Genomic DNA, 20,402 nt, shown 5'->3' on the forward strand with positions numbered 1-20,402 from the left:
GATGATTTTGCAAGGAGGTTGGGGTGACAGAGCGTAATACAAGGCCTGGGGCCGAGAAAGCCGTCAGATGGGCCTTTCACCTGACCTTGGGGGCCCGGCTGAAGGCCTATCTGTTCACCGGCATCCTGGTGACAGCACCGATTTCCATCACCTTTTATCTGGCCTGGCTGGTCATTGATGGAATCGACCGGCTGGTGGATGGGGTGCTGCCGGCAACATATCACCCGGATCATTATCTGCCCTTCAGCGTACCCGGTCTGGGGCTGCTGATCCTGCTGGTCTTCCTGGTGCTGGTCGGGATGACGTCTGCCGGGTTCGCCGGCCGGCTGCTGGTGCGGCTGGGTGAAGCGCTGGTGGCGCGGATGCCGGTGGTGCGTGGCATCTACAGCGCCACCAAGCAGATTTTCGAAACCGTGCTGGCCCAGCAATCCGATGCCTTCCGGGAGGTGGTGCTGGTGGAGTTTCCACGCAAGGAAACCTGGTCCATTGCCTTTATCACCGGCACCACCAAGGGAGAGGTGCAGCGCCTGACGGATGAGGAGGTGGTGAATGTCTTCGTGCCTACCACGCCCAACCCGACGTCGGGCTATCTGATGTTCGTACCGCGCAGCCAACTGGTGCCGCTGAGCATGAGTGTGGAGGAGGGGCTGAAAATGGTGGTCTCCGGCGGGCTGGTGACCCCGCCGGATCGGGAGATGGGGAATTGACCCCATAGAGGAAAGGTTGCGTTTCCTGCATATATTTACCCGTCAAGCGTTCAATTTTATTGTCCTGTCAGGCGTACTGGGTCATATATCTTACCATTCTTCGTTGAATGGGGGACGAAAAAATGCGCGGATCAGTGGGACTGTCCTGGCGATTGGCGGGGGCTGTCTGCCTCTCTGCCGTCGGTCTGGCCATGCCGGCTCAGGGGCAGAAGGCAACTGCGGTGCCGGACTTTGCCCCGCCGCCGGTGTTGCGGGCGGAAGAGGGGCTGACATCGACGGCGGAAGGGGATGTGCAGGCTGGTTTCAACCAGTTCACCGCCCGGGCTCTGGGAAAGGCGGTGGAGGCAGGCAAGGAGCTGCATTATGTCCTGCCCATCGTGCTGAGCGACGGAGAGATTTTCAACCCGGCCACCGGCAGTTACGACAAGGTGCGTCTGCGCGCCTATGACGGAACCTTCCCGGCCCCGACCATCAAGATGCTGCCGGGCCAGACAGTGCGCCTCACCCTGCAGAACAAGCTGAAGCCTGAGCCGCTGTGCGGGGCCACCGGCAACACCAATATTCCCCACTGTTTCAATACCACCAACATGCACAGCCACGGGCTGTGGATTTCCCCCACGGGCAACAGCGACAACGTGTTGCTGTCGATCAAGCCGGGGGTGGATTTCCAGTATGAATATAATGTGCCGGCCGATCATCCGGCCGGCACCTTCTGGTATCATCCGCACACCCATGGTTCCACCGCCATTCAGGTGGGCAGCGGCATGGCGGGGGCCTTGTTGATTGAAGGCAAGCGTCCCCCCACGATGGCCAGCAATGGCGATCTGGATACGCTGCTGAAGGGCTTTGCCCCGGATGGCGACATCACCAAAGAGGTGATGCTGATCCAGCAAATCCCCTATGCCTGTCTGGTTGACGCCAAGGGCAACGCGAAGACTGAAGACGCCATCTGGACCTGTAACAAGGGTGAAGTGGGCGTGGTGGAGGATTTCGACGCCCAGTTCGATCCCAAGGCCTGGAAGAAATCCGGCCGTTACACCATGTTCAATGCCCAGGTACGGCCGGAAATGAAGCTGAATTCGGGCCAGCTTTATCGCTGGCGCCTGATTGATGCCGGCGTGGAGGAAACGGTCAACCTGCGTATCCGCAAGTCCAGCAATCCGGGCGCCCTGAACCGGCTGGCCGCCGGGGCGAAGGCGGAGGAAGCGGAAGTGCGGAAGGCCTGCGCTGGCACTGATGTTACCCAGTTCGAAGTGGCAACAGACGGGCTGACCCGTGGCCAGATTTTCGCCAAGACGGACAATAACCTGCAGCCGGGATATCGCAGCGATGTGCTGTTCGTCCTGCCGGAGCCGGGTGAATATTGCGTCTATGATGATGCCAGCGGCACGGATCAGGTGATGAATTCCCCTGACAACCCCAAGGTGATCGGCGTCATCCATGCTGCCGGTGGTGCCATCAAGGGAACCCAGAAGGAATTCCTGACCGAGCAACTGCTGCGGGCGGCCGATGATCTGCCATCCGATGTGCGGGAGGTTGTAAAGGCGGACCTGCGCAATGACCTGCGGCTGACGAAATATATCCCGCACCGCGACGTTACGGATGAGGAAATCAAGATTTCCGGTCAGCCGCAGGTGGATATCGCCTTCAATCTGGAATTCAAGGTACCGCCGACCAAGTTCCTCATCAATCAGCACGCCTATGATCCCAATCGCATGGATCACACGTTGATCCTGGGCAACGCCCAGCAATGGCAGTTGCGCACCATCAGCGTGAACCATCCGTTCCATATCCACGTCAACCCGTTCCAGATCGTGGATATCCAGCCCGCTGACCCCAAGGTGGGGTTGAGCGATGCCAGCAAGCAGGTCTATGAGGGCATGAAGGGCACCTGGAAAGACACGATCATGGTCAATCAGGATGCCATTGTCACCATCCGTACCCGTTACAGCCGTTATATCGGTCAATATGTGCTGCACTGCCATATTCTGGATCATGAAGACCAGGGCATGATGCAGAATGTGCAGATCGTCCTGCCGGACGGGCAGGGTGGTGCCCAGCCGATGGGTCATAATCACTGATCCAACTGGCTATCACCGGGATGACAGGGGGCGTCGGGCAACCGGCGCCCCTTTTTTATTACCCTTCCTTAGCGCGGTTGCTGATGGCGCGTTCGGTATGCTGCCACGCCTCAATATCCGGTGGCATGGGCGGAGAGGGGATATCGAGCCCCATGGCGTGCATCAATTCAGTCGTGTCAATCGACCGGCCTTTTTCCAGGAACACGGCCTTCACCACGATGGCGGCGGCGATATCGCCGCTCATGGTTTCAAACACATGTTCCAGGAATATCCATTTGCCTTCCCAGCACAGCACGCGGGTTTTCAGCCGATAGGGTTGGAGGGGCTTCAATTCACGGCGAAAGCGGATGGTGGCCCCGCCCAGCACCGGCATCCATTTCCGCCGCAGAATCAGGCGCAGCATACCGCTGCGGATCATCAGATCGACCCGGCCCAGATCGGCCACGGTGAAGTAACGGCCATTATTCATATGCAGGTTGGTGTCCAGATCATTGATCCAGACCCGGAATCTCACGACCGACACATCCAGTGGCGCTAACCCCTTGCGCCACAACAGGGCCGCCAGCACCACACGCAAAAGACGCAAAAATAGATTCATCGGGCTCCCCTGACCTGCCGGGGATGGAGTGTGGCAGTGTGCGGCTCTGCGTCAAGACGCTCTGCACCAGGGGCTGTTGTGGCGCGCTGATGATGTGCGGTATCGGCAAAAAAAACGGGCGGCGATCTTCGGATCACCGCCCGCGCACCCTTTCAGGCTGGGAGAGACGGGGTGGGAGGCCCCAAAGGCCTTGAAAGGGTAAGTCTGTTATCGGGCGACGACCGGGTGGCGCAGGGTGCCGATGCCTTCCACCGTGGCGACGACAATATCACCGGGCCACAGCCATTCCTGCGGCGACCGGCCCGCCCCCACACCCGCCGGCGTGCCGGTGGCAATGATGTCGCCGGGTTCCAGGGTGATGCCCTTGCTGATATCGGCCACCAGCTCATCCACCTTGAACAGCATGAAGGCGGTATTGCTGCGCTGCTTTTCCACGCCGTTGACGGTCAGCCACAGATCCAGCGTCTGCGGATCGGGGATTTCATCGGCGGTGACGACCACCGGCCCCATCGGGCAATAGCTGTCCTGGCCCTTGGAATAGATCCACTGACCGGCGCGGCGGCAATCACGCGCGCTCATATCAATGCAGACCGTATAGCCGAAGACGTAGCGCAGCGCGTCGGCGCGGGAAACGCCCTTGGCGCGGGTGCCGATGATGGCCGCCAGCTCCACTTCCCAGTCCAATTGCTGGGTGATGGCCTTGTCATGCAGGATCGGCTCCCCCGGCCCGATCACGCTGGTCGGCGGCTTGGAAAAGATCACCGGCTGGCGCGGCAGGTCGGGGGCGGTGTCCAGCGACTTGGCGCTTTCGGCCACATGCTCGGTATAGTTCAAGCCGATGCCGAAAATGTTCTTGCGCGGGCGCGGGATGGGGGCCAGCAGTTTGACATTGGCCAGCGGCACGGCCGTGCCCAGCGGGAAGATGTCCCCGCATTCGGCAATCAGCCGGCTGGCAATCGCCACGGCCTGCGGCCCCAGATCGATGAATTCCAGCATGGTGGCGGGGAACGGCACACCCTTGACGCTGCCGAAACGGGCCAGATCGATCACCAGATCGCCGGCCAGGGCGCCCAGGCGCGCCGCCGATTCCACATCAGCGCGGTAGGTTACGAGACGCATCGAACTTCCTTTGGGGTTGATTAGCTGAAAACAGGCTGATGGCCGCCATTATCGGCCAGGGCCTCTTCACGATAGAGTCCGAGGGCGCGCATCACCGGCAGGTCATGGAAGCTGAACAGGCAGGCATCCTCTGTGGCCGATGCGTTGGCATGTTCGTGATACATCCAGGCCGGCACGACGAAGATGTCGCGTTCCTGCCAGTCAAAACGCTGGCCATTGATCACTGACCAGCCCCGCCCCTTGGCGCACTGGTAAACGAAACTGCCGGTCTGGCGATGGGCCTTGGTATGCTCCCCCGGACGCAGCATCTGCATGGTGGCGCCGATGGTCTGCATCACCGGCCCGCCCGTGTTCGGGTTCACATAATCCATGATGATCCCGTCAAAGGGCGAGCCATCGGTGACGCGGGCATAGCGCTGCAGCGCCTCGTATGTCGGTGCCCATTCATATTTCAGCAGCGGCGAATAGGGCTTGGTCCAGTGCTGGCCCGCCGGGCGCAAGCCGGACCCTGCCCACATGGCCAGGCTGTCATTGACCGGATAGGCGATGGCCTGCTGCAGGTCCGGATGCACCTCATAGAAATTGGCGTCCAGCGCGTTCATCAGTGGAATGTCCAGACCGTCCTGCCAGATGCAGATCGAACCGTCCGCCGACACGCCATGTTCGTGCCACGTCCCGTTGGGCGTCAGCACGAAATCATTGGCGCCCAGGGTCATCTTGTGACCATCGACATTGGTGAAGGCGCCGCTGCCTTCCATGATGAAGCGCAGGGCGGATGCGCTGTGCCGATGGCTGGAGGCGCATTCGCCCGGCTTCATCACCTGCAGGCCGGAATAAAGCCAGCCGACGGCGGCCACTACATCGGAACGGCCCTTATTCTCCAGATAGATCACGCGCCGGCCCGCCTGTTCCGGCGTCACCAGATCCAGTGCCTTCAGCACATCCTCGCGCAAATCACGATAGCGCCACAGCATCGGCACCGAGGATGAGTGCGGCTGCCAGGGCTCGATCTTGTTGGCGACGGTCCAGAGCGCGCCTGTCCCCAGGGTGGACAGCCGCCGGTAATAGGCCACCAGTTCGGGTGTGTCGGCGACATTGGCGCGGCCGATGACATCCTCGCGATACTGGTCGTAGTTGGCCTGCGCCATGAAACCCTCCCGCGGAAATTATTATAGGCATAAAATATCTTGCCTCGGATGATGATGCAAGTATCTTGGGTGCAGATAATTGGTGCCGTGCTGGCACCCCAGTTTTGGGAGGTTTCTAAGGATGGCCCCACCATTTCGTGCCGCCGTCGTGCAGGCCGCAGCTTTGCCACAGGATGCGCTGGCCTCTGCCGGCAAGGCGGCCACCCTGGTCCGGGAGGCGGCGGCCCAGGGGGCCCGGCTGATCGTGTTCCCGGAAGCCTTTCTCGGTGGTTATCCCAAGGGGGCGTCGTTCGGTACCCCGGTCGGGATGCGCAAGCCACAGGGGCGGGAGGATTATCGCCGCTACCACGCGGCGGCCATCGCTCTGGACGGGCCGGAGGTCGAACTGTTGGCTGAGGCGGTGCGAGAATCCGATACTTTTGTCGTCATCGGCGTCATTGAGCGTGATGGCGGTACCGTCTATTGCACGGCCCTGTTCTTCGACGGGGCCAAGGGGCTGGTCGCCAAACATCGCAAGCTGATGCCGACCGGGGCAGAACGGCTGATCTGGGGATTCGGCGATGGATCAACCCTGCCGGTGATTGAGACGTCACTGGGCCGCATCGGGGCGGTGATCTGCTGGGAAAATTACATGCCGATGCTGCGCATGGCGATGTATGACCAGGGCATCACGCTGTATTGCGCCCCCACCGCCGATGACCGCGACAGCTGGGCTTCCACCATGCGGCACATCGCGCTGGAGGGCCGCTGCTTCGTGCTGTCCGCCTGCCAGTACATCACGCGCGGGGCCTATCCGGCCGATTATGACTGTGCGCTGGGGGATGATCCGGAAACCGTGCTGTTGCGTGGTGGATCGATGATCGTGGCCCCGCTGGGGGCCGTGCTGGCAGGGCCCTGCTTCGACGGGGAAACCATCCTTTATGCCGATATCGATCCAGATGAGGTGGTGCGCGGTAAATATGATTTCGATGTCGTTGGCCATTACGCACGGCCCGACATCTTCACCCTGAATGTCAATACGGCACCCCAGCAGGCAGTGAAGCGCCAAGGATAGATCATGGATTTCGATTTTGCAGAGATGGTGGCGGCGGATCGCTATAAGCTGATGAGTGCGGCCATCACGCCGCGCCCTATCGCCTGGCTGACCACCTGTTCCAGCGACGGCATCCGCAATGCCGCCCCTTACAGCTTTTTCAACATGATGGGGTCGGAGCCGCCGCTGGTGGCCATCGGGCTGATGCGCCGCCCGGATGGCAGCTACAAAGACAGCGCCCGGAACATCCTGGATACGGGGGAGTTCGTGGTCAATCTGGTCGGGGAGGCGGACGCGGCGGCGATGAATTTCACCTGCATCGACGCCCCGCCGGAGTTTGACGAGCTGGCGCAGGCCGGCATCGCCGTCACCCAATCCACCGCCATCACCCCGCCGCGCATCACGTCAGCCCCGGTGGCGATGGAATGCCGGTTGTTCCAGTCGGTCGATGCCGGCCTGTCCACCGTGGTGCTGGGGCAGGTGCTGCGCTTCCATATCCGCGATGAACTGGTCGACGCCCAGCGCCTGCATGTCGACACGCTGGCCATGGCGCTGGTGGCGCGGATGCATGGGGCCGGCTGGTATACGCGCTGCACCGACCTGTTCCAGCTCTCCCGGCCGAGCTATGCGGAATGGGTGGATCGGCAGGCGTGACGGGGGTGTGGCGACGGTTGGGATTCGGGGGGGCCAATTGCTTTTGTCCCCCGCGTCTCAACCCTCGCCACAAATCACATGCAGGAAACTGCCGCTGACCCGGCCGTGCACGCCGCCGGCGGGCCCCAGGTCGCGGCCGGTGGCGTCGTGCAGGCGGCAAAGCGGCTGGTCGTGGCCCGGGTCGCTGACCGTGGCGTAATGGAACTCATGCCCGCGCAGCCGCATTCCTGCCGGTCCCAGGGCGGCGTCGGCCAGCAGCTCGGCGCGGCGGTATCCCAGGGCCAGCTTGCGACGTTTGAAGCTTGTGGCATGGTCCAGCAGGCCGGCCATCCGGTGTGTCACCCCGTCCGCATCCTCCAGCGTGCGCCCCAGCACCATGTAACCGCCGCATTCCCCATGCACCGGGCGGGTGCGGGCGAAATCGGCCAACCCATCCCGGAAATTCTTCGCCGCTGCCAGCGCTCCGGCGTGCAGTTCCGGGTAACCGCCCGCCAGCCAGCAGCTATCGGTATCCGCTGGCGGTGCCTGATCGGCCAGGGGGGAGAAGAAAGACAGTTCCGCCCCGCGCGTCCGCCAGCCTTCCAGCAGATGTGGGTAGAGAAAGCTGAAGGCGGCATCGCGGGCCACGGCCACCCGCTGGCCGGGGGGCGGGGGGATCAGGTGGCCGGCGTCGGGCACCTGGGTGCGGATGGGGCCGGCCAGGGCCAGCAGCGCATCCAGGTCCACCGCTGCCGCCAGTCTTTCCCCCAGCTTGGCCAGCAGGGCTTCCAGCCCCGCAATCTCCCCGGCCTGTACCAATCCCAGATGGCGTTCGGGTACGGCCAGATCATTGTCACGCGGGATGCAGCCCAGCAACAGCAGGCCGGCGCGGGCTAGGCCCTGTTCCACCTGCTGGGCATGGCGGTCGCTGGCCACGCGGTTGGCGATGACGCCGGCGACAGTCACCGCCGGGTCAAACCGTGCCATGCCGAGTGCGAGCGCCCCCGCCGTCTGCGATTGGCCGGAAACATCCAGCACCAGCAGCACCGGCAGGCCCAGCCGGGCGGCCAGATCGGCCCCGGCCCCGCTGCGCCCCGGTTCTGCCGCCACGCCATCAAACAGGCCCATGGCCGCTTCCATGATGACGATATCGGCATCCGCCGCCTGTCTTGCGGCCAATTCATCCACCAGGGCGGGCGGCATGGACCAGCCATCCAGGTTGACGCTGGGCAATCCGGTGGCCACCGTGTGAAAGGCCGGGTCGATATAATCCGGGCCGATCTTGGCGCCGGCCACGCGCAGCCCGCGCGCCCGGGCTGCCGCCATCAGGCCCAAGGTCACCAGCGTTTTGCCGGAGCCTGAACGTGGGGCGGCGACGATCAATCCCTTCATCACAGCCCCCTGAAGTCGGTTGCGGCAATATCCCCGATCACCAGAATGGCAGGGGCTTCCAGGCCCGCCTGTGCGGCGGTATCGGCCAGGGTGGCCAGGGTTGCAGTGATACGGCGTTGTTTATCCGTGCCGGCCCAGGCGATGGCGGCGGCGGGCTTGTCTGCCCCCATCCCGCCTTCCATCAAGGCGGTGGCGATGATGGGCAGGTTCTTCATGCCCATATAGATCAGGATCGGCTGATCCAGCCGGGCCAGGGCTGCCCAATCCGGCGCGCCCTCCCCATCGGCCCCATGGCCGGTGGCCAGCACCAGGGCCTGGTTCACCCCCCGCATGGTGCCGGGCATTCCCGACAATGCCAGTGCCGCCAGGCCAGAGGTCAGCCCCGGCAGCACGCGGAAGGGAATGCCGGCGGCGATCAGGGCCGCCACCTCTTCCCCGCCGCGCCCAAAAATGAACGGGTCGCCGCCCTTCAGGCGCAGCACGCGGCGGCCTTGGCGGGCCAGTTCGATCAGCCGGCTGGTGATATCGGCCTGCTGGGCCGATGGCTTGCCGCCGCGCTTGCCGGCAAATTCCAGCACCGCTCCCGGTGCCGCCAGGGCCAGCACGCGATCATCCACCAGCGCATCATGCACAATCACATCGGCCAGATACAATGCTGTGGCCACGCCCAGGGTCAGGTGTGCCGGATCGCCCGGCCCGGCCCCGGCCAGCCAGACGCTGCCGGGGGCAAATTCCGGCAAATGGCCGCCTTGCAGATGGGCAAGGTGCTGGAGAATACTAGTCATGATGCGGCCCTGCGATTATAGCAGCCCTTATGAATGATGATCCCGATCAGCTCAAACCCACGGGTCCGCTGCGCCATGGCTGGACGACGGGGGCCTGCGCCACCGCCGCCGCCAAGGCGGCGTATCAGGCGCTGTTGACCGGTCAGTTCCCCGATCCGGTGCAGATCACCCTGCCGGGCGGCCAGCAACCGGCCTTTGCCTTGGCGCGGGAGGCGCTGGGCGAGGGGGCTGCCATGGCTGGCGTGGTGAAGGATGCCGGCGACGATCCCGATGTCACCCATGGGGCGCTGGTCTGGGCCCGTGTGCGGCCCCGGCAGGATGGCGGGGCCGGTATCCGCTTTCTGGCCGGCGATGGCGTGGGCACGGTGACACGGCCAGGATTGCCGCTGGCGGTGGGGGAACCGGCCATCAACCCCGTCCCCCGGCGGATGATCAGTGCTGAACTGTCCAGCCTGAACAACGGGTTGCCACCCGATCTTGAGATAGAGGTTGGGGTGGAGAATGGCCAGGAACTGGCCCGCCACACCCTGAACGGGCGGCTGGGCATTGTCGGCGGCCTGTCCATTCTGGGCACCACGGGGATTGTGGTGCCCTATTCCTGTGCGGCCTGGATCGACAGCATTCATCGTGGGGTGGACGTGGCCCGCGCGCTCGGCCTGCGTCATATCGCCGGCAGCACCGGTTCCACCTCCGAAGCGGCGATCCAGGCGCTCTATGGCCTGCCGGAACAGGCTCTGATCGATATGGGGGATTTTGTCGGCGGGCTGTTGAAATATCTGCGCCGACACCCGGTGGAACGGCTGTCCATCGCCGGCGGCATCGCCAAGATGGTGAAGCTGGGCCAGGGGCTGATGGATCTGCATTCCAAGCGTGGGCGGGTGGATCTGGACCGGCTGGCCGAGGTCGCCGCCCGCTGCGGGGTGGAGGCGGAACGCATCGCCCTGATCCGCAGTGCCGCCGGGGCGGGGGAGGCGTTGGTGATTGCCGGCCAACAGGCGGCGGCCATGGCTGACCTTGTGGCAGTGGAGGCCCGCAACGTTGTGGCCGCCGCCCTCGAGGGCAGCGGCGTTCTGGTGGAGGTGCTGGCCTTCGACCGGCAGGGCGTGCTGTTGGCTCATGCACCCTTCCCGGACGCGGTGGGGCGGAACCGCCGGTCATAATCGCGGCTGTAAAGGGCGCTTTCGCGGAAATCCCCGGCATCCAGCGCCGGGCCGATCAGGATCAAGGCGGAGCGTTCCGGCGGGCTTTGCCGCACCCTTTCCACAATATCGGCCAGCGTGCCCTTGATCACCCGTTCCTCTGGCCAGGAGGCACGGAAAACCACGGCCACCGGGCAGGCGGGGCCGTAATGCGGCAGGGCTTCCGTCACCACCGCATCCAGCACATGGATGGCCAGATGCACGGCCAGCGTAGCCCCGGTGGCGGCATAGGCGGCCAGTTTTTCCCCTTCCGGCATGGCCGAGGCGCGGCCCGACATGCGGGTCAAGACCAGGGTTTGCGCCACGCCCGGCACGGTCAATTCCCGGCCCAGCGTGGCGGCGGCGGCGGCAAAGGCCGGTACTCCCGGCGTCAGCGTATATTGGATGCCCAGTTGGTCCAGCCGCCGCAACTGTTCTGCCACGGCGCTGTAGATCGACAGGTCGCCCGATTGCAGCCGCGCCACATCATGCCCATCGGCCTGGGCACGCTGGAATTCGGCCACGATGCCATCCAGGTCCAAGGGGGCGGTATCCACCAGCCGCGCGCCGGGCCGGCACCAGGACAAAACCTCGGGTGAGACGACCGAACCGGCATAAAGGCAGACCTCACACCCTGCCAGCAGGTCACGCCCGCGCACGGTGATCAGGTCCGCCGCACCGGGGCCGGCGCCGATGAAATGGATGGTCGTCATGGGCGAGCCTCAGGCGTGGAATTGTGCTGTTCTGGCATTAATTTATCCCCCTCCACCAGGGCCACCACCACCCCGCCGGCCACATGGCGGGGCAGCAGGGGGCGGGCGTTGGGGCCGGCGATGGCAAGGGCGGCGGCTTCGGCGACAGAGGGCAGGCCGGTCAGGGTGGTGACGGCGGCGCTGGGCTGGCTGACCGGCTGGGCGGTGAGGGTGTCGCTATCCAGCAGATGCAGGGGCAAACCCCAGCCCTCCGCCAGAGCCAGCAGGCCGGGTTCGTCCCCCTTGCCGGTCCAACTGGCCAGGGCCGTCAGGTCGGCGCGGGTGCGATCGGCGTTGGCCAAGGCGTCGTTCAGCGCGCTGGACAGCGCTGCCAGCGACGTGCCCCGGCGGCAGCCGATGCCGGCGATCAGGGGGCGGCCTACCATGGTTTTTCCCAGCGCCATTGCACGATGGGCATGGCGGGGCGCCAGCCGGTAAGCGGGCCGACGGGGGCCGCCTGGGCAATGTCCAGCCGCAGCAGGCTGCCCCCATGGGCGGCATGTTCGGCCAGCAACAGGGCTTCTGTTTCCAGCGTCACCGCATTCACCACCAGCCGCCCGCCGGGGTGCAGCGCTTCACGGCAAGCGGCCAGCAGGCCCGCTTTCGCACCGCCCCCGATGAAGATGGCATCGGGGGTGGGCAGGGTGGCGATGGCGTCGGTGCTGTCGGCGGTGATGATGGTCAGATCGGGCACGCCGAAACGGCGGGCATTTGCCGCGATGCGGGTGGCGCGGTCGGGGTGGCGTTCCACGGCGATGGCGCGTTGGGCCGGATGACGCAGGCACCATTCAATGGCGATGGAGCCGGACCCCGCCCCCAGATCCCACAGCAATTCCCCCCGGCGGGGGGAGAGGGCGGCCAGGGTCAGCGCCCGGACGGGGGCCTTGGTGATCTGCCCATCATGCTGAAACCAGTCATCCGGCAGGCCCGGCGTCAGCCGGGGCAATTGTGCCGCCGCTTCCGCAGCCACGGTGACGGCCAGCAGGTTCAGCGGATCGGCGCTGATACCGGTGAAATCCCGCGCGCTGCCATCGGCCCGGCTTTCCGCCGGCCCGCCCAGCCGGTTGAACAGGGTCAGTTGGGAGGGGCCGAACCCGTCCGTCACCAGCATCTGCGAGATGGCTGCCGGGGCCTGCCCGTCGCTGGTGAGCAATAACAGGCGTTGGCCGGGGTGCAGATGCGGGCGCAGGCGGGTGATGTCGCGGCCATGCAGGCTGACAATCTGCACGTCGGCCAGTGGCCAGCCCAGCCGGGATGCGGCCAGGGCGGGGGCCGACGGGGCCGGATAAGCAATCCATTCCCCCGCCGACAGATGCGGTGCCATTGTCGCCCCCACCCCGTAAAGGAACGGGTCGCCCGATGCCAGCACCGCCACGGCCCGCCCGCGTGCGGCCAGCACGGCACTGATGCCATCGGCAAACGGGCTGGGCCAGGGCTGTGCCTGCCCCTGGATCAGCGATGCCGCCAGCGACAAATGACGCTGGCCACCGAACACCAGTTCGGCAGCGGCCAGGGCCTCACGCGCAGCGGCACCCAAACCCTCCAGCCCATCCTCTCCGATGCCAATGATGGACAGCCAGGGGGTGGGGGCGGCATGATCCGCCGGATTTTCCATTGCCGGACCCGCCATCAGCCATGCCCCCGCTTTATTCCGCCCCATCCATCTTGATCCTGGGCGGCACCACCGATGCCCGGCTGCTGGCTGCGGCCCTGGCCGAACAGGGGGGACGGCGGGTAGAATTGTCGCTGGCCGGGCGCACCAAGGCGCCCCTGGCCATGCCGGTGCCCACCCGTGTGGGTGGTTTTGGCGGGGCGGCGGGGCTGGCCGATTATCTGCGGGCGGGCGGGTTCAGCCTGCTGGTGGATGCCACCCATCCTTTCGCTGCCCGCATTTCCGCCAATGCGGTGCAGGCGGCGGCGCTGGCGGAGGTGCCCCTGATCTCCCTCCACCGGCCCGGCTGGGTGCCGCAGGCCGGCGATGATTGGCGCATGGTGGCCGATGTGCCGGCGGCGGTGGCGGCCCTCGGGCCGGCTGCCGCCCGCGTCTTTGTAACCCTGGGCCGGCAGGAGGTGGCCCCCCTGCTGGCCGCCCCGCAGCATCATTATCTGATCCGCAGCGTCGATCCCATCGACCCGCCCTTGCCCCTGCCGCATCTGGAATGCCTGCTGGACCGGGGACCGTTCAGCCTGGAGGGCGAGTTGGCCCTGCTGCGCCAGCACCGCATCAGCCATATCCTGTCCAAGAACAGCGGGGGGGAGGCAGCGCGCGCCAAGCTGGATGCGGCGCGCGCGTTGGGTATCCCCGTCATCATGGTGGCCCGCCCGGATAAGTCCGCCGGTCTGCGGGTGGAGAATGTGGCGGGGGTGCTGGGCCTGCTGCATCAAACCGGCCCCGCGATGGCGCGGGGGGTATAGACCAGCGGTTCCAGCCCTGGCCGTTCCAGCACCCTGGTTTCCGCCGTGCCAATCAGCACACAGGTGGACATATCCACCTGTTCGGGGTCAGCCGCCGCCAGCGTTGTGAAGATCACGCTTTCATCCGGCCGGCCGATGGCGCGGCCGAAAATAACCGGCACCGTGCCGGGCAGCAGGTCACGCAGCAGGGCCAATGCTTGGCCCAACTGGTGCGGTCGTGCCTTGGAGCGGGGGTTATAGAAGGCCATGACGAAGCCGCCCGTGGCGGCGGCGCGCAGGCGGTTTTCAATCACCGACCAGGGTTTCAGGTTGTCCGACAGCGAAATGGCGCAGAAATCATGCCCCAAGGGCGCACCGACGCGCGCCGCCACGGCCAGCATGGCGGTGATGCCGGGGATGATCTGCATCTCCACCGTGCGCCATGCTGGCGGCCCTTGTTCCATCTGTTCCAGCACGGCGGCGGCCATGGCGAACACGCCGGGGTCGCCGCCTGTCACCATCGCCACCTGCCGCCCTTCCTCTGCCACCAGCCGCAGGGCATGGGCGGCCCTGGCCGCTTCCTCCCTATTGTCGGTGGGCACGATGCGCTGATGCGGGGCGAGGTGGAGCCGGTCCAGATAGGGGCCATAGCCCAGCAGCCAGTCGGCCCGCGCCAGGGCCTCGGCGGCTTGCGGGGTGATCTGGTCTGCCGGGCCGGGCCCCAGCCCGATAATGGCAAGATGGCCGCTCATTCAGCCGCCTCCGCCTGCGCCAATGCCGCATCCTGCCAGCCGGGCAGCAGGATGATGGAGAAATAGGGGGCGGGCAGGTCGGCATCCCGTTCCGCCAGTGGCATCACCTGCTGCCCCGGCTGGCTGCCGCGTTCGACATAGAGCGCTTCATCCAGCCGCCCGGCGCGGGCCAGCGCCCGGCGGATTTTCGGCAGGTTGCCACCCACCTTCATGATCACGGCGGCATCGGCCCCGGCCAGCCGTTCGGCCAGCGCATCCTCCCCCAACGTGCCAGGCAACACGCACAGCACATCGTCACCCTGGGCGATTGGCACCCCAGCGGCGGCCCAGCAGGCGGCCATGCCGGTGACACCCGGCACCACCTCCACCGGGAAGCGTCCGGCCAGCCTTCGGTGCAGATGCATGTAGGAGCCGTAGAACAGCGGGTCGCCCTCCGACAGCACCACCACATCACGCCCGACGGCCAGATGGGTGGCGATGCGGGCGGCGGATTCCTCGTAAAAAGCGGTGATCCGGCTGCGATAGGCATCGCTGTGCAGCGGCAGTTCGGTTGTCACCGGATAGGCCAGTTCTTCCACCACCACATCGGCGCGCATCAGGCCGGCCACCGTGGTGCCGGCGTTGCCCAGCCGCCCCGCCTTGCAGAAGCGCGCCACCACGGGGGCCTCGCGGATCAGGCGGGCGGCCTTCAGCGTCATCAATTCCGGGTCGCCGGGGCCAGTGCCCACGCCATAAAGCCGCCCCGTCATGCTGTCAGCCCCGCCAGCGCGTTGATGGCGGCTGCCGTCATGGCGCTGCCGCCCAGCCGCCCCTTTACGGTCAGCCAGGGCAGGGCGGGGGCAACCGCCATCAGCGCCTGCTTGGATTCCATCGCGCCGACAAAGCCCACCGGCATCCCGATGATGGCCGCCGGCTGGGGTGCCCCTGCCTCCAGCATTTCCAGCAGGTGGAACAGGGCGGTGGGGGCATTGCCGATGGCCACCACGCTGCCGGCCAGATCATCGCGCCACAGCTCCAGCGCTGCCGCCGACCGGGTGGTGCCCAGCCGTTCGGCCAAGGCCGGCACATCGGTATGGTGCAGGTGGCAGATCACCCGGTTATCGGCGGGCAGGCGGGACCGGGTGACGCCACGGGCCACCATTTCCGCATCACACAGGATGGGGGCACCCGCGCGCAGGGCCTGGGCGGCCTGGGCCACGGCACCGGGGGCAAAAGCGAAATGGCGTGCTGCGTCCACCATGCCGCAGGCATGGATCATGCGGATGGCCACCTCTGCCTCTTGCCCATCGAAGCGGGACAGGTCCGCCTCTGCCCGGATGGTGGCAAAGGACTGGCGGTAAATGGCCGCCCCATCCTTTTCATACTCATAAGGCATCGTTTCGCCTTTCCCCCATGGCGGCCAGCCCGGCGGCAAGCCGGCTGACATCATCCCCTTGTAAATCCCAACCATCCGCCGTGGCGATGGCCTGTGCGGTGCCATCCCCCGGTGCCCCGCAGCCTTTGCCACAGCCTGACAAATGCAGCACTCCGTAATTCCCTTCCGCCAATGCCGTGGCCAGCGCCCGCGTGGGCCGCAAGGCCGATCCGCAGGACGGTGCGCCCGGACAGGCGGAGACGGCCAGCCGCGGATCGGCATCGTCGGTGGCAAGGAAGGGCGGGAAGCAGCCTGCCCCCTGCGACCCCCATACCGCCAGCCGCCGCCCCGCCGCTGGCCGCAGCGCGGTGAGGCCCGGCGTGGCCAGCAGTTCCTGCAATTGCGCGCATGTCAGCGCGCCAAAGGCGGGGACCAGCAGATGGATGTCGGGGGTGATGGGGCCGAGGGGGAGGGGCGCTGAAACAAAGTGAGCTTCTGTGGCGACCGCTCCGCCCCCTTCTACCGTCACCCCGGCGCAGGCCGGGGTCCAGTTTCGTGGAGCAAGGTGCTTGGCATTCTGGACCCTGGCCTGCGCCGGGGTGACGGAAAGGGGGAGCGCTATTGAAGAATGGAAATCCACCCCCCGGCACCCTGCCCGCGCCATACGTTCCAGATAATCCCGTACCAGCGCCGGGCCGGAATCCGCCCGGCTTTCGTCCACCACCCGATCCCCCACAATCAGCCACAACCGATCCACCCCCACCCAGCGCAGGCGCAGGTCGGCGGTCAGTTGGTCCAGTCGGCCCGCCGCATCCAGCGCCACTGTCACCTTGGGCGGCAGGCCAGGGGGCAGCGGTTGGGTGGTCAGCAGATCGGCCAGCCGGGCGGCCAGGGCGTGGCTGTCGCCCATGGCGTGGGGGTCATCCGGCCCCAGCGGGTCGGTGGCCAGCACCGGGCGGCTTTCCACGAAACCGACCTCCAGCAGCCGAGCCTGGGCCGCCGCCACCGTTTCATCCCTCAGCCCCCGCACCTGCACCGCCCCGCGCAGCGTCAGGTCGATCAGCCCATTGCCCAACCCCTCCGCCACATCGGCCAGTTCGGCCCAGGCGGCGGCTGGCATGGGGGCGATGGGTGTCAGGCGCAGCATCAGCCCATCGCCTGTGCGCATGGGCCGGGCCAGGCTGGGGCAGTCGCGGCGGGGGGTGGGTTTATTCATGCCGCTTCCCCTTCCAGCCAGCGGGACAAGGGTGACAGATCGTTGCGGCGGCAGGGCCACAGCCCATCCCGCCGCAACCAGTCCAGCCGTTCAGCGATGGCGCGCCCGGCAGCGGGGTTTTCCCGCGCCAGGAAATCCGCCACGGCGGGATCGCCCAGATAGGCATCGAACAGCAGGTCGAACAGCACCCCATCCACCAGCGATCCACCCTCCGGCCCCCGGCCCTTTGTGGCGCGGGCGAAATCGGCCAGCCGGTCCACCGCCTCCGCCATTTCCGCCCCGCCGCGCGGGCCATGGCGCATCAGGCCCTGGATATGGCGCGGATGGGCCGCACGGCCCCGCACGATGCGGGCAAGGGCGGCCGCCAGCGGGCGGGGGCGGGGCTGGTCGGGGTTGCTGGTATCCAGGACGATCAGCCCGGCATCGGCCCGTGCCGCCAGCGCGAAACCGCCGATGAAATTGGCATCGGCCCCGCCCTGCAACAGGTCGCGGTGCGGATCGTCCGCTCCATGCACCAGCAGATCGGCCCCCTGTACCCGCCGGGCGAAGGCACCGGGGGCGGGGATCATGCCGCCATCCGCCTTCAGCGCAAAACCGGCGGCTTCCAGATAGGCCCCCGCCAGATCGGCGGCGTTGATGCTGGGGTCGGAGAGCGCGCCATCAATGCCGCTGCCATAGCGGCCCGGCGCGCAACTGAACAGACGCAACAGATCGTCCCCGGCGCGGGATGCGGCCGCCAGGGGATTATCCTCATCACTTTCATCGCGGGCGGCCACCGCCTGGATGGCGCTGTCCAGCAGGGCGATCTGGGCCGGGAACAGGTCGCGGAACAGGCCGGACAGGCGGCAGGTGACATCCACGCGCGGCCAGTCCAGCACGGCGGGGGGCAGCACCTCCACCCCGCGCACCCGGCCCGTGGCCGGTTCCCACAGGGGGCGGCAACCCAGGAAGGCAAGAACCTGCGCCACCTCCTCCCCGCCCGTGCGCAGGCCGGCGCTGCCCCACAGGTCCAGCACCAGTTGACGCGGCATCTCCCCCTTTTCCTGCAGATGCAGGCGGATCACCGCGTCGGCGGCCTTGCGCGCCAGGGCAAAGGCGGTGGGGGTGGGCAGGGTGCGGGGATCGCTGGTGAACAGGTTGCGCCCGCTGGGCAGCACATCCAGCCGGCCCCGCGCCGGTGCGCCCGCCGGGCCGGGGGGCAGGTGCCGGCCCGCCAGCGCAGTCACCAGCCCATCGCGTTCACCCGTCGCACTGGCGATGATCTCAGGTGCTGCCCCCGCCGGGGCCTGGCCGTAAATATGCAAGCCATCCTGCAGCGCCATATCCTTCAGGTCGCAAAGCCAGGCATCAATGCGGCGCAGTGCCTCCCCACCCTCCTGGCTTTCCAGGCCAAGGGTGGAAAGCAGGCCTTGGGCGCGGGCTTCATCCAGGATCAGGCTGCCCAGCCGGTCGCGCCGGCGCGGGTCCACCCCATCGGCCTGGGCATATTCCTCCACCAGCCGTTCCAGCTCCGCCATCGGGCCGGTCAGCGAGCCTTCCGCCAGCGGCGGGGGCAGGTGGCCGGGGGTGATAGCGGCCAGCCGACGCTTGGCCTGTGCCGCTTCGCCCGGATTGGTCAGGATGAAGGGATAGATCACCGGCAGGGCGGCCACCGCCAGTTCGGGGAAGCAATCCGGCGTCAGCGCCACGGCCTTGCCGGGCAGCCATTCCAGCGTGCCATGCGCCCCCAGATGCAACAGGGCGTGGGGCGCCTGTGCCTGCATCCAGTGGCAGAACGCCATCAGCCCATGGCGCGGCGGCAGGCTGACATCATGGTAATCGGCCCGGCGCTGATCAAACCGCCCGCGTTCGGGCGGCAGGGCCAGCCAGTGCGGGCCGCAGGCCAGGGCGCGGAAGTGGAAGGCCCCATCGCGGAATACCGGGTCATCCTGCGGCGGTCCCCAGGCTTCCAGCATCCGGCGGGCGGCGTCCGGGTGCGTATCCAGCCATGCCTGATAGGCGGACAGGGACAGGTGGGCGACGGCGTCGCCCCGGATGATGCCATCCAGCAGGGCGCGGTCAGTTGCCGGCAGCGGCCCGGTCTGCCAACCGGCCCCCTGCAACAGATTGATGATGGCGCGCAGGCTGGCCGGTACATCCAGCCCCACGGCATAGGCCTCCCGCCCCGCCGCCCCCGGATAATCGGGCAGCAGGATCACCAGCCGACGCTGGGCTGCCGGGGTATGGCGCAGCCGCAGCCGGGCGAGCACCCGTTCCACCACCCGGTCCAGCAAGGCCGGTTCTGGGCGGGAGAGGGCCACGGCGGTGGCATCATCAGCCTGTTTGAAGGCAATCGCCCCGCTTAGCACCCGGCCATCAATTTCCGGCAGCACCACATGCATGGCAAGGTCCGATGCACCCAGGCCCCGGTCGGACGCCGCCCAGGCATCGCGCAGGGTGGTGGCATTGACCAGATGCAGCAGGGGCGCATCGCCAAAGGGCAGGTCGCCGCCACCGCCAAACGCCGTCAGCGTCAATACCAGATCGACCGGGCCAATGTTGTGGGCGGCCAGGGCGTCGGCCACGCCCGGCACCTTCAGCCCTGGCAGGTGGAAGGCATGGACTGCCACCCCCGCCGCCGCCAGCCTTTCGATCAGCATATCCGCCGGGGCGGTATCACCGGCCAGCACCTGGGACCGGTAGAGCAATACCACCACCCGCCCCGCCGAGCCGTTGCCGGCCATGGTATAGGGGGCGACCAGGGGGGCGGCCACGGCATCGGGAATATCATCCCCGCCATCCAGCAGGCTGCCCAGCCCCCGCACCAGCCCGTCGGCATTGGCCAGTCCGCCGGCACGGAACAGGGCCAGCAGGCGGGACAAGGTGGGGCCGGGCAGGGTGGAGCGTTCCGCCAGCCGTGGATCGTCCCGATCCTCCCCCGGCAGCAGGGCCAGTTGGATGCCATGGCGCTGGCAGCGCTGGGCCAGACTTTCGGCACCATAGCGCCACCAATCCAGCCCGCCCAGCACCCGCACCACGATCAGTTTGGCATGGCGGGCCGTGCGGTCCAGCCACAGATCGACTGACATCGGGTGCGCCAACACGCGCAGATTGACCAGCCCCAGGCTCCACCCCACACCCGCGGCGGCATGGGCCGCCCCCAGTGATTGCAGGTCACTGTCGGAAAAACTGGCCACCAGCACGTCGGCCACCGGCTGGGCAATATCGACGGCTGCCGATTGCTCATCCAGAAGGGCGCTGCTGGTGGCCAGAAGATGCAT

General features: G+C 66.7%; 19 protein-coding genes. 6 read left to right on the top strand and 13 right to left on the bottom strand.

The features are described 5' to 3' along the window. Nucleotides 1-23 precede the first annotated feature (23 nt). Complete coding sequence (locus GE253_RS14255; RefSeq protein WP_348770858.1) at nucleotides 24-707, top strand: DUF502 domain-containing protein; 684 nt, start codon at nucleotides 24-26, stop codon at nucleotides 705-707. Nucleotides 708-829: 122 nt separating this feature from the next. Continuing rightward, nucleotides 830-2,788, top strand: coding sequence for a multicopper oxidase family protein (locus GE253_RS14260; protein WP_173012642.1), 1,959 nt, complete (start codon nucleotides 830-832; stop codon nucleotides 2,786-2,788). A 58-nt stretch (nucleotides 2,789-2,846) separates the two neighbouring features. Here the strand turns inward: GE253_RS14260 and GE253_RS14265 are convergent, their stop codons facing one another. From GE253_RS14265 to GE253_RS14275, 3 genes are all read right to left on the bottom strand, one after another. Continuing rightward, nucleotides 2,847-3,386 carry a thioesterase family protein gene (locus GE253_RS14265; protein WP_153204790.1) on the bottom strand — a complete coding sequence of 180 codons (540 nt, stop codon included), beginning with the start codon at nucleotides 3,384-3,386 and terminating at the stop codon, nucleotides 2,847-2,849. Nucleotides 3,387-3,593: 207 nt separating this feature from the next. Next, nucleotides 3,594-4,505 carry a fumarylacetoacetate hydrolase family protein gene (locus tag GE253_RS14270; protein WP_153204791.1) on the bottom strand — a complete coding sequence of 304 codons (912 nt, stop codon included), beginning with the start codon at nucleotides 4,503-4,505 and terminating at the stop codon, nucleotides 3,594-3,596. A gap of 20 nt (nucleotides 4,506-4,525) precedes the next feature. Further along, nucleotides 4,526-5,653 carry a cupin domain-containing protein gene (locus GE253_RS14275; protein WP_153204792.1) on the bottom strand — a complete coding sequence of 376 codons (1,128 nt, stop codon included), beginning with the start codon at nucleotides 5,651-5,653 and terminating at the stop codon, nucleotides 4,526-4,528. Nucleotides 5,654-5,774: 121 nt separating this feature from the next. Between GE253_RS14275 and GE253_RS14280 the strand changes: the two genes are divergently transcribed. Next, the gene (locus tag GE253_RS14280; protein ID WP_153204793.1) at nucleotides 5,775-6,707 is read left to right on the top strand and encodes a carbon-nitrogen hydrolase family protein; all 933 of its coding nucleotides are present in this window, start codon (nucleotides 5,775-5,777) and stop codon (nucleotides 6,705-6,707) included. Nucleotides 6,708-6,710: 3 nt separating this feature from the next. Beyond that, the gene (locus tag GE253_RS14285) at nucleotides 6,711-7,340 is read left to right on the top strand and encodes a flavin reductase family protein (protein WP_153204794.1); all 630 of its coding nucleotides are present in this window, start codon (nucleotides 6,711-6,713) and stop codon (nucleotides 7,338-7,340) included. Nucleotides 7,341-7,397: 57 nt separating this feature from the next. On the opposite strand, the gene GE253_RS14290 is transcribed toward GE253_RS14285, so the two are convergent. Together GE253_RS14290 and cobA are read right to left on the bottom strand one after the other, a co-directional pair. Further along, entirely contained in the window at nucleotides 7,398-8,711 is a 1,314-nt protein-coding gene (locus GE253_RS14290) for a cobyrinate a,c-diamide synthase (RefSeq protein ID WP_153204795.1), read from the bottom strand. Further along, nucleotides 8,711-9,496, bottom strand: coding sequence for a uroporphyrinogen-III C-methyltransferase (gene cobA, locus GE253_RS14295; protein WP_153204796.1), 786 nt, complete (start codon nucleotides 9,494-9,496; stop codon nucleotides 8,711-8,713). The genes GE253_RS14290 and cobA overlap by 1 nt, the downstream gene beginning before the upstream one ends. A gap of 29 nt (nucleotides 9,497-9,525) precedes the next feature. Here cobA and GE253_RS14300 point away from each other — a divergent pair, with 29 nt between their 5' ends. Beyond that, nucleotides 9,526-10,656 (top strand): cobalt-precorrin-5B (C(1))-methyltransferase, encoded by a 1,131-nt coding sequence (locus GE253_RS14300; protein ID WP_153204797.1) that lies wholly within the window; start codon nucleotides 9,526-9,528, stop codon nucleotides 10,654-10,656. Here the strand turns inward: GE253_RS14300 and cobM are convergent. Genes cobM through cbiE form a run of 3 tightly spaced genes read right to left on the bottom strand, consistent with a single transcriptional unit; the run spans nucleotide 10,611 to nucleotide 13,056 of the window. After that, nucleotides 10,611-11,387, bottom strand: coding sequence for a precorrin-4 C(11)-methyltransferase (cobM, locus tag GE253_RS14305; RefSeq protein WP_153204798.1), 777 nt, complete (start codon nucleotides 11,385-11,387; stop codon nucleotides 10,611-10,613). The genes GE253_RS14300 and cobM overlap by 46 nt on opposite strands. After that, on the bottom strand, nucleotides 11,384-11,812 hold the full coding sequence (locus GE253_RS14310) for a cobalamin biosynthesis protein (RefSeq protein ID WP_173012643.1): 429 nt from the start codon (nucleotides 11,810-11,812) through the stop codon (nucleotides 11,384-11,386). Before GE253_RS14310 ends, cobM begins: the two co-directional genes overlap by 4 nt. Beyond that, entirely contained in the window at nucleotides 11,806-13,056 is a 1,251-nt protein-coding gene (gene cbiE / locus GE253_RS14315) for a precorrin-6y C5,15-methyltransferase (decarboxylating) subunit CbiE (protein ID WP_247878662.1), read from the bottom strand. The genes GE253_RS14310 and cbiE overlap by 7 nt, the downstream gene beginning before the upstream one ends. 5 nt (nucleotides 13,057-13,061) lie before the next feature. Here cbiE and GE253_RS14320 point away from each other — a divergent pair, with 5 nt between their 5' ends. Continuing rightward, nucleotides 13,062-13,841, top strand: coding sequence for a cobalt-precorrin-6A reductase (locus GE253_RS14320; protein ID WP_153204800.1), 780 nt, complete (start codon nucleotides 13,062-13,064; stop codon nucleotides 13,839-13,841). Here the strand turns inward: GE253_RS14320 and GE253_RS14325 are convergent. Genes GE253_RS14325 through cobN form a run of 5 tightly spaced genes read right to left on the bottom strand, consistent with a single transcriptional unit; the run spans nucleotide 13,808 to nucleotide 20,402 of the window. Then, nucleotides 13,808-14,572 (bottom strand): precorrin-3B C(17)-methyltransferase, encoded by a 765-nt coding sequence (locus tag GE253_RS14325; RefSeq protein ID WP_153204801.1) that lies wholly within the window; start codon nucleotides 14,570-14,572, stop codon nucleotides 13,808-13,810. The genes GE253_RS14320 and GE253_RS14325 overlap by 34 nt on opposite strands. Continuing rightward, nucleotides 14,569-15,321: a precorrin-2 C(20)-methyltransferase gene (locus GE253_RS14330; RefSeq protein WP_153204802.1), complete on the bottom strand. Its 753-nt coding sequence runs from the start codon at nucleotides 15,319-15,321 to the stop codon at nucleotides 14,569-14,571. The genes GE253_RS14325 and GE253_RS14330 overlap by 4 nt, the downstream gene beginning before the upstream one ends. Further along, on the bottom strand, nucleotides 15,318-15,947 hold the full coding sequence (locus GE253_RS14335) for a precorrin-8X methylmutase (RefSeq protein WP_153204803.1): 630 nt from the start codon (nucleotides 15,945-15,947) through the stop codon (nucleotides 15,318-15,320). Before GE253_RS14335 ends, GE253_RS14330 begins: the two co-directional genes overlap by 4 nt. Then, on the bottom strand, nucleotides 15,937-17,142 hold the full coding sequence (locus tag GE253_RS14340; protein ID WP_153204804.1) for a hypothetical protein: 1,206 nt from the start codon (nucleotides 17,140-17,142) through the stop codon (nucleotides 15,937-15,939). Before GE253_RS14340 ends, GE253_RS14335 begins: the two co-directional genes overlap by 11 nt. Beyond that, nucleotides 17,139-20,402: a cobaltochelatase subunit CobN gene (gene cobN / locus GE253_RS14345; protein ID WP_153204805.1), complete on the bottom strand. Its 3,264-nt coding sequence runs from the start codon at nucleotides 20,400-20,402 to the stop codon at nucleotides 17,139-17,141. Before cobN ends, GE253_RS14340 begins: the two co-directional genes overlap by 4 nt.

It is taken from the genome of Niveispirillum sp. SYP-B3756, from assembly GCF_009495745.1.
Lineage (GTDB): Bacteria > Pseudomonadota > Alphaproteobacteria > Azospirillales > Azospirillaceae > Niveispirillum.

Coding starts and splice junctions, on each gene's coding strand:
- GE253_RS14260 (WP_173012642.1), top strand. CDS start 830: ATGCGCGGATCAGTGGGACTGTCCTGGCGATTGGCGGGGGCTGTCTGC.
- GE253_RS14265 (WP_153204790.1), bottom strand. CDS start 3,386: ATGAATCTATTTTTGCGTCTTTTGCGTGTGGTGCTGGCGGCCCTGTTG.
- GE253_RS14270 (WP_153204791.1), bottom strand. CDS start 4,505: ATGCGTCTCGTAACCTACCGCGCTGATGTGGAATCGGCGGCGCGCCTG.
- GE253_RS14275 (WP_153204792.1), bottom strand. CDS start 5,653: ATGGCGCAGGCCAACTACGACCAGTATCGCGAGGATGTCATCGGCCGC.
- GE253_RS14280 (WP_153204793.1), top strand. CDS start 5,775: ATGGCCCCACCATTTCGTGCCGCCGTCGTGCAGGCCGCAGCTTTGCCA.
- GE253_RS14285 (WP_153204794.1), top strand. CDS start 6,711: ATGGATTTCGATTTTGCAGAGATGGTGGCGGCGGATCGCTATAAGCTG.
- GE253_RS14290 (WP_153204795.1), bottom strand. CDS start 8,711: ATGAAGGGATTGATCGTCGCCGCCCCACGTTCAGGCTCCGGCAAAACG.
- cobA (WP_153204796.1), bottom strand. CDS start 9,496: ATGACTAGTATTCTCCAGCACCTTGCCCATCTGCAAGGCGGCCATTTG.
- GE253_RS14300 (WP_153204797.1), top strand. CDS start 9,526: ATGAATGATGATCCCGATCAGCTCAAACCCACGGGTCCGCTGCGCCAT.
- cobM (WP_153204798.1), bottom strand. CDS start 11,387: ATGACGACCATCCATTTCATCGGCGCCGGCCCCGGTGCGGCGGACCTG.
- GE253_RS14310 (WP_173012643.1), bottom strand. CDS start 11,812: ATGGTAGGCCGCCCCCTGATCGCCGGCATCGGCTGCCGCCGGGGCACG.
- cbiE (WP_247878662.1), bottom strand. CDS start 13,056: ATGGCGGGTCCGGCAATGGAAAATCCGGCGGATCATGCCGCCCCCACC.
- GE253_RS14320 (WP_153204800.1), top strand. CDS start 13,062: ATGCCCCCGCTTTATTCCGCCCCATCCATCTTGATCCTGGGCGGCACC.
- GE253_RS14325 (WP_153204801.1), bottom strand. CDS start 14,572: ATGAGCGGCCATCTTGCCATTATCGGGCTGGGGCCCGGCCCGGCAGAC.
- GE253_RS14330 (WP_153204802.1), bottom strand. CDS start 15,321: ATGACGGGGCGGCTTTATGGCGTGGGCACTGGCCCCGGCGACCCGGAA.
- GE253_RS14335 (WP_153204803.1), bottom strand. CDS start 15,947: ATGCCTTATGAGTATGAAAAGGATGGGGCGGCCATTTACCGCCAGTCC.
- GE253_RS14340 (WP_153204804.1), bottom strand. CDS start 17,142: ATGAATAAACCCACCCCCCGCCGCGACTGCCCCAGCCTGGCCCGGCCC.
- cobN (WP_153204805.1), bottom strand. CDS start 20,402: ATGCATCTTCTGGCCACCAGCAGCGCCCTTCTGGATGAGCAATCGGCA.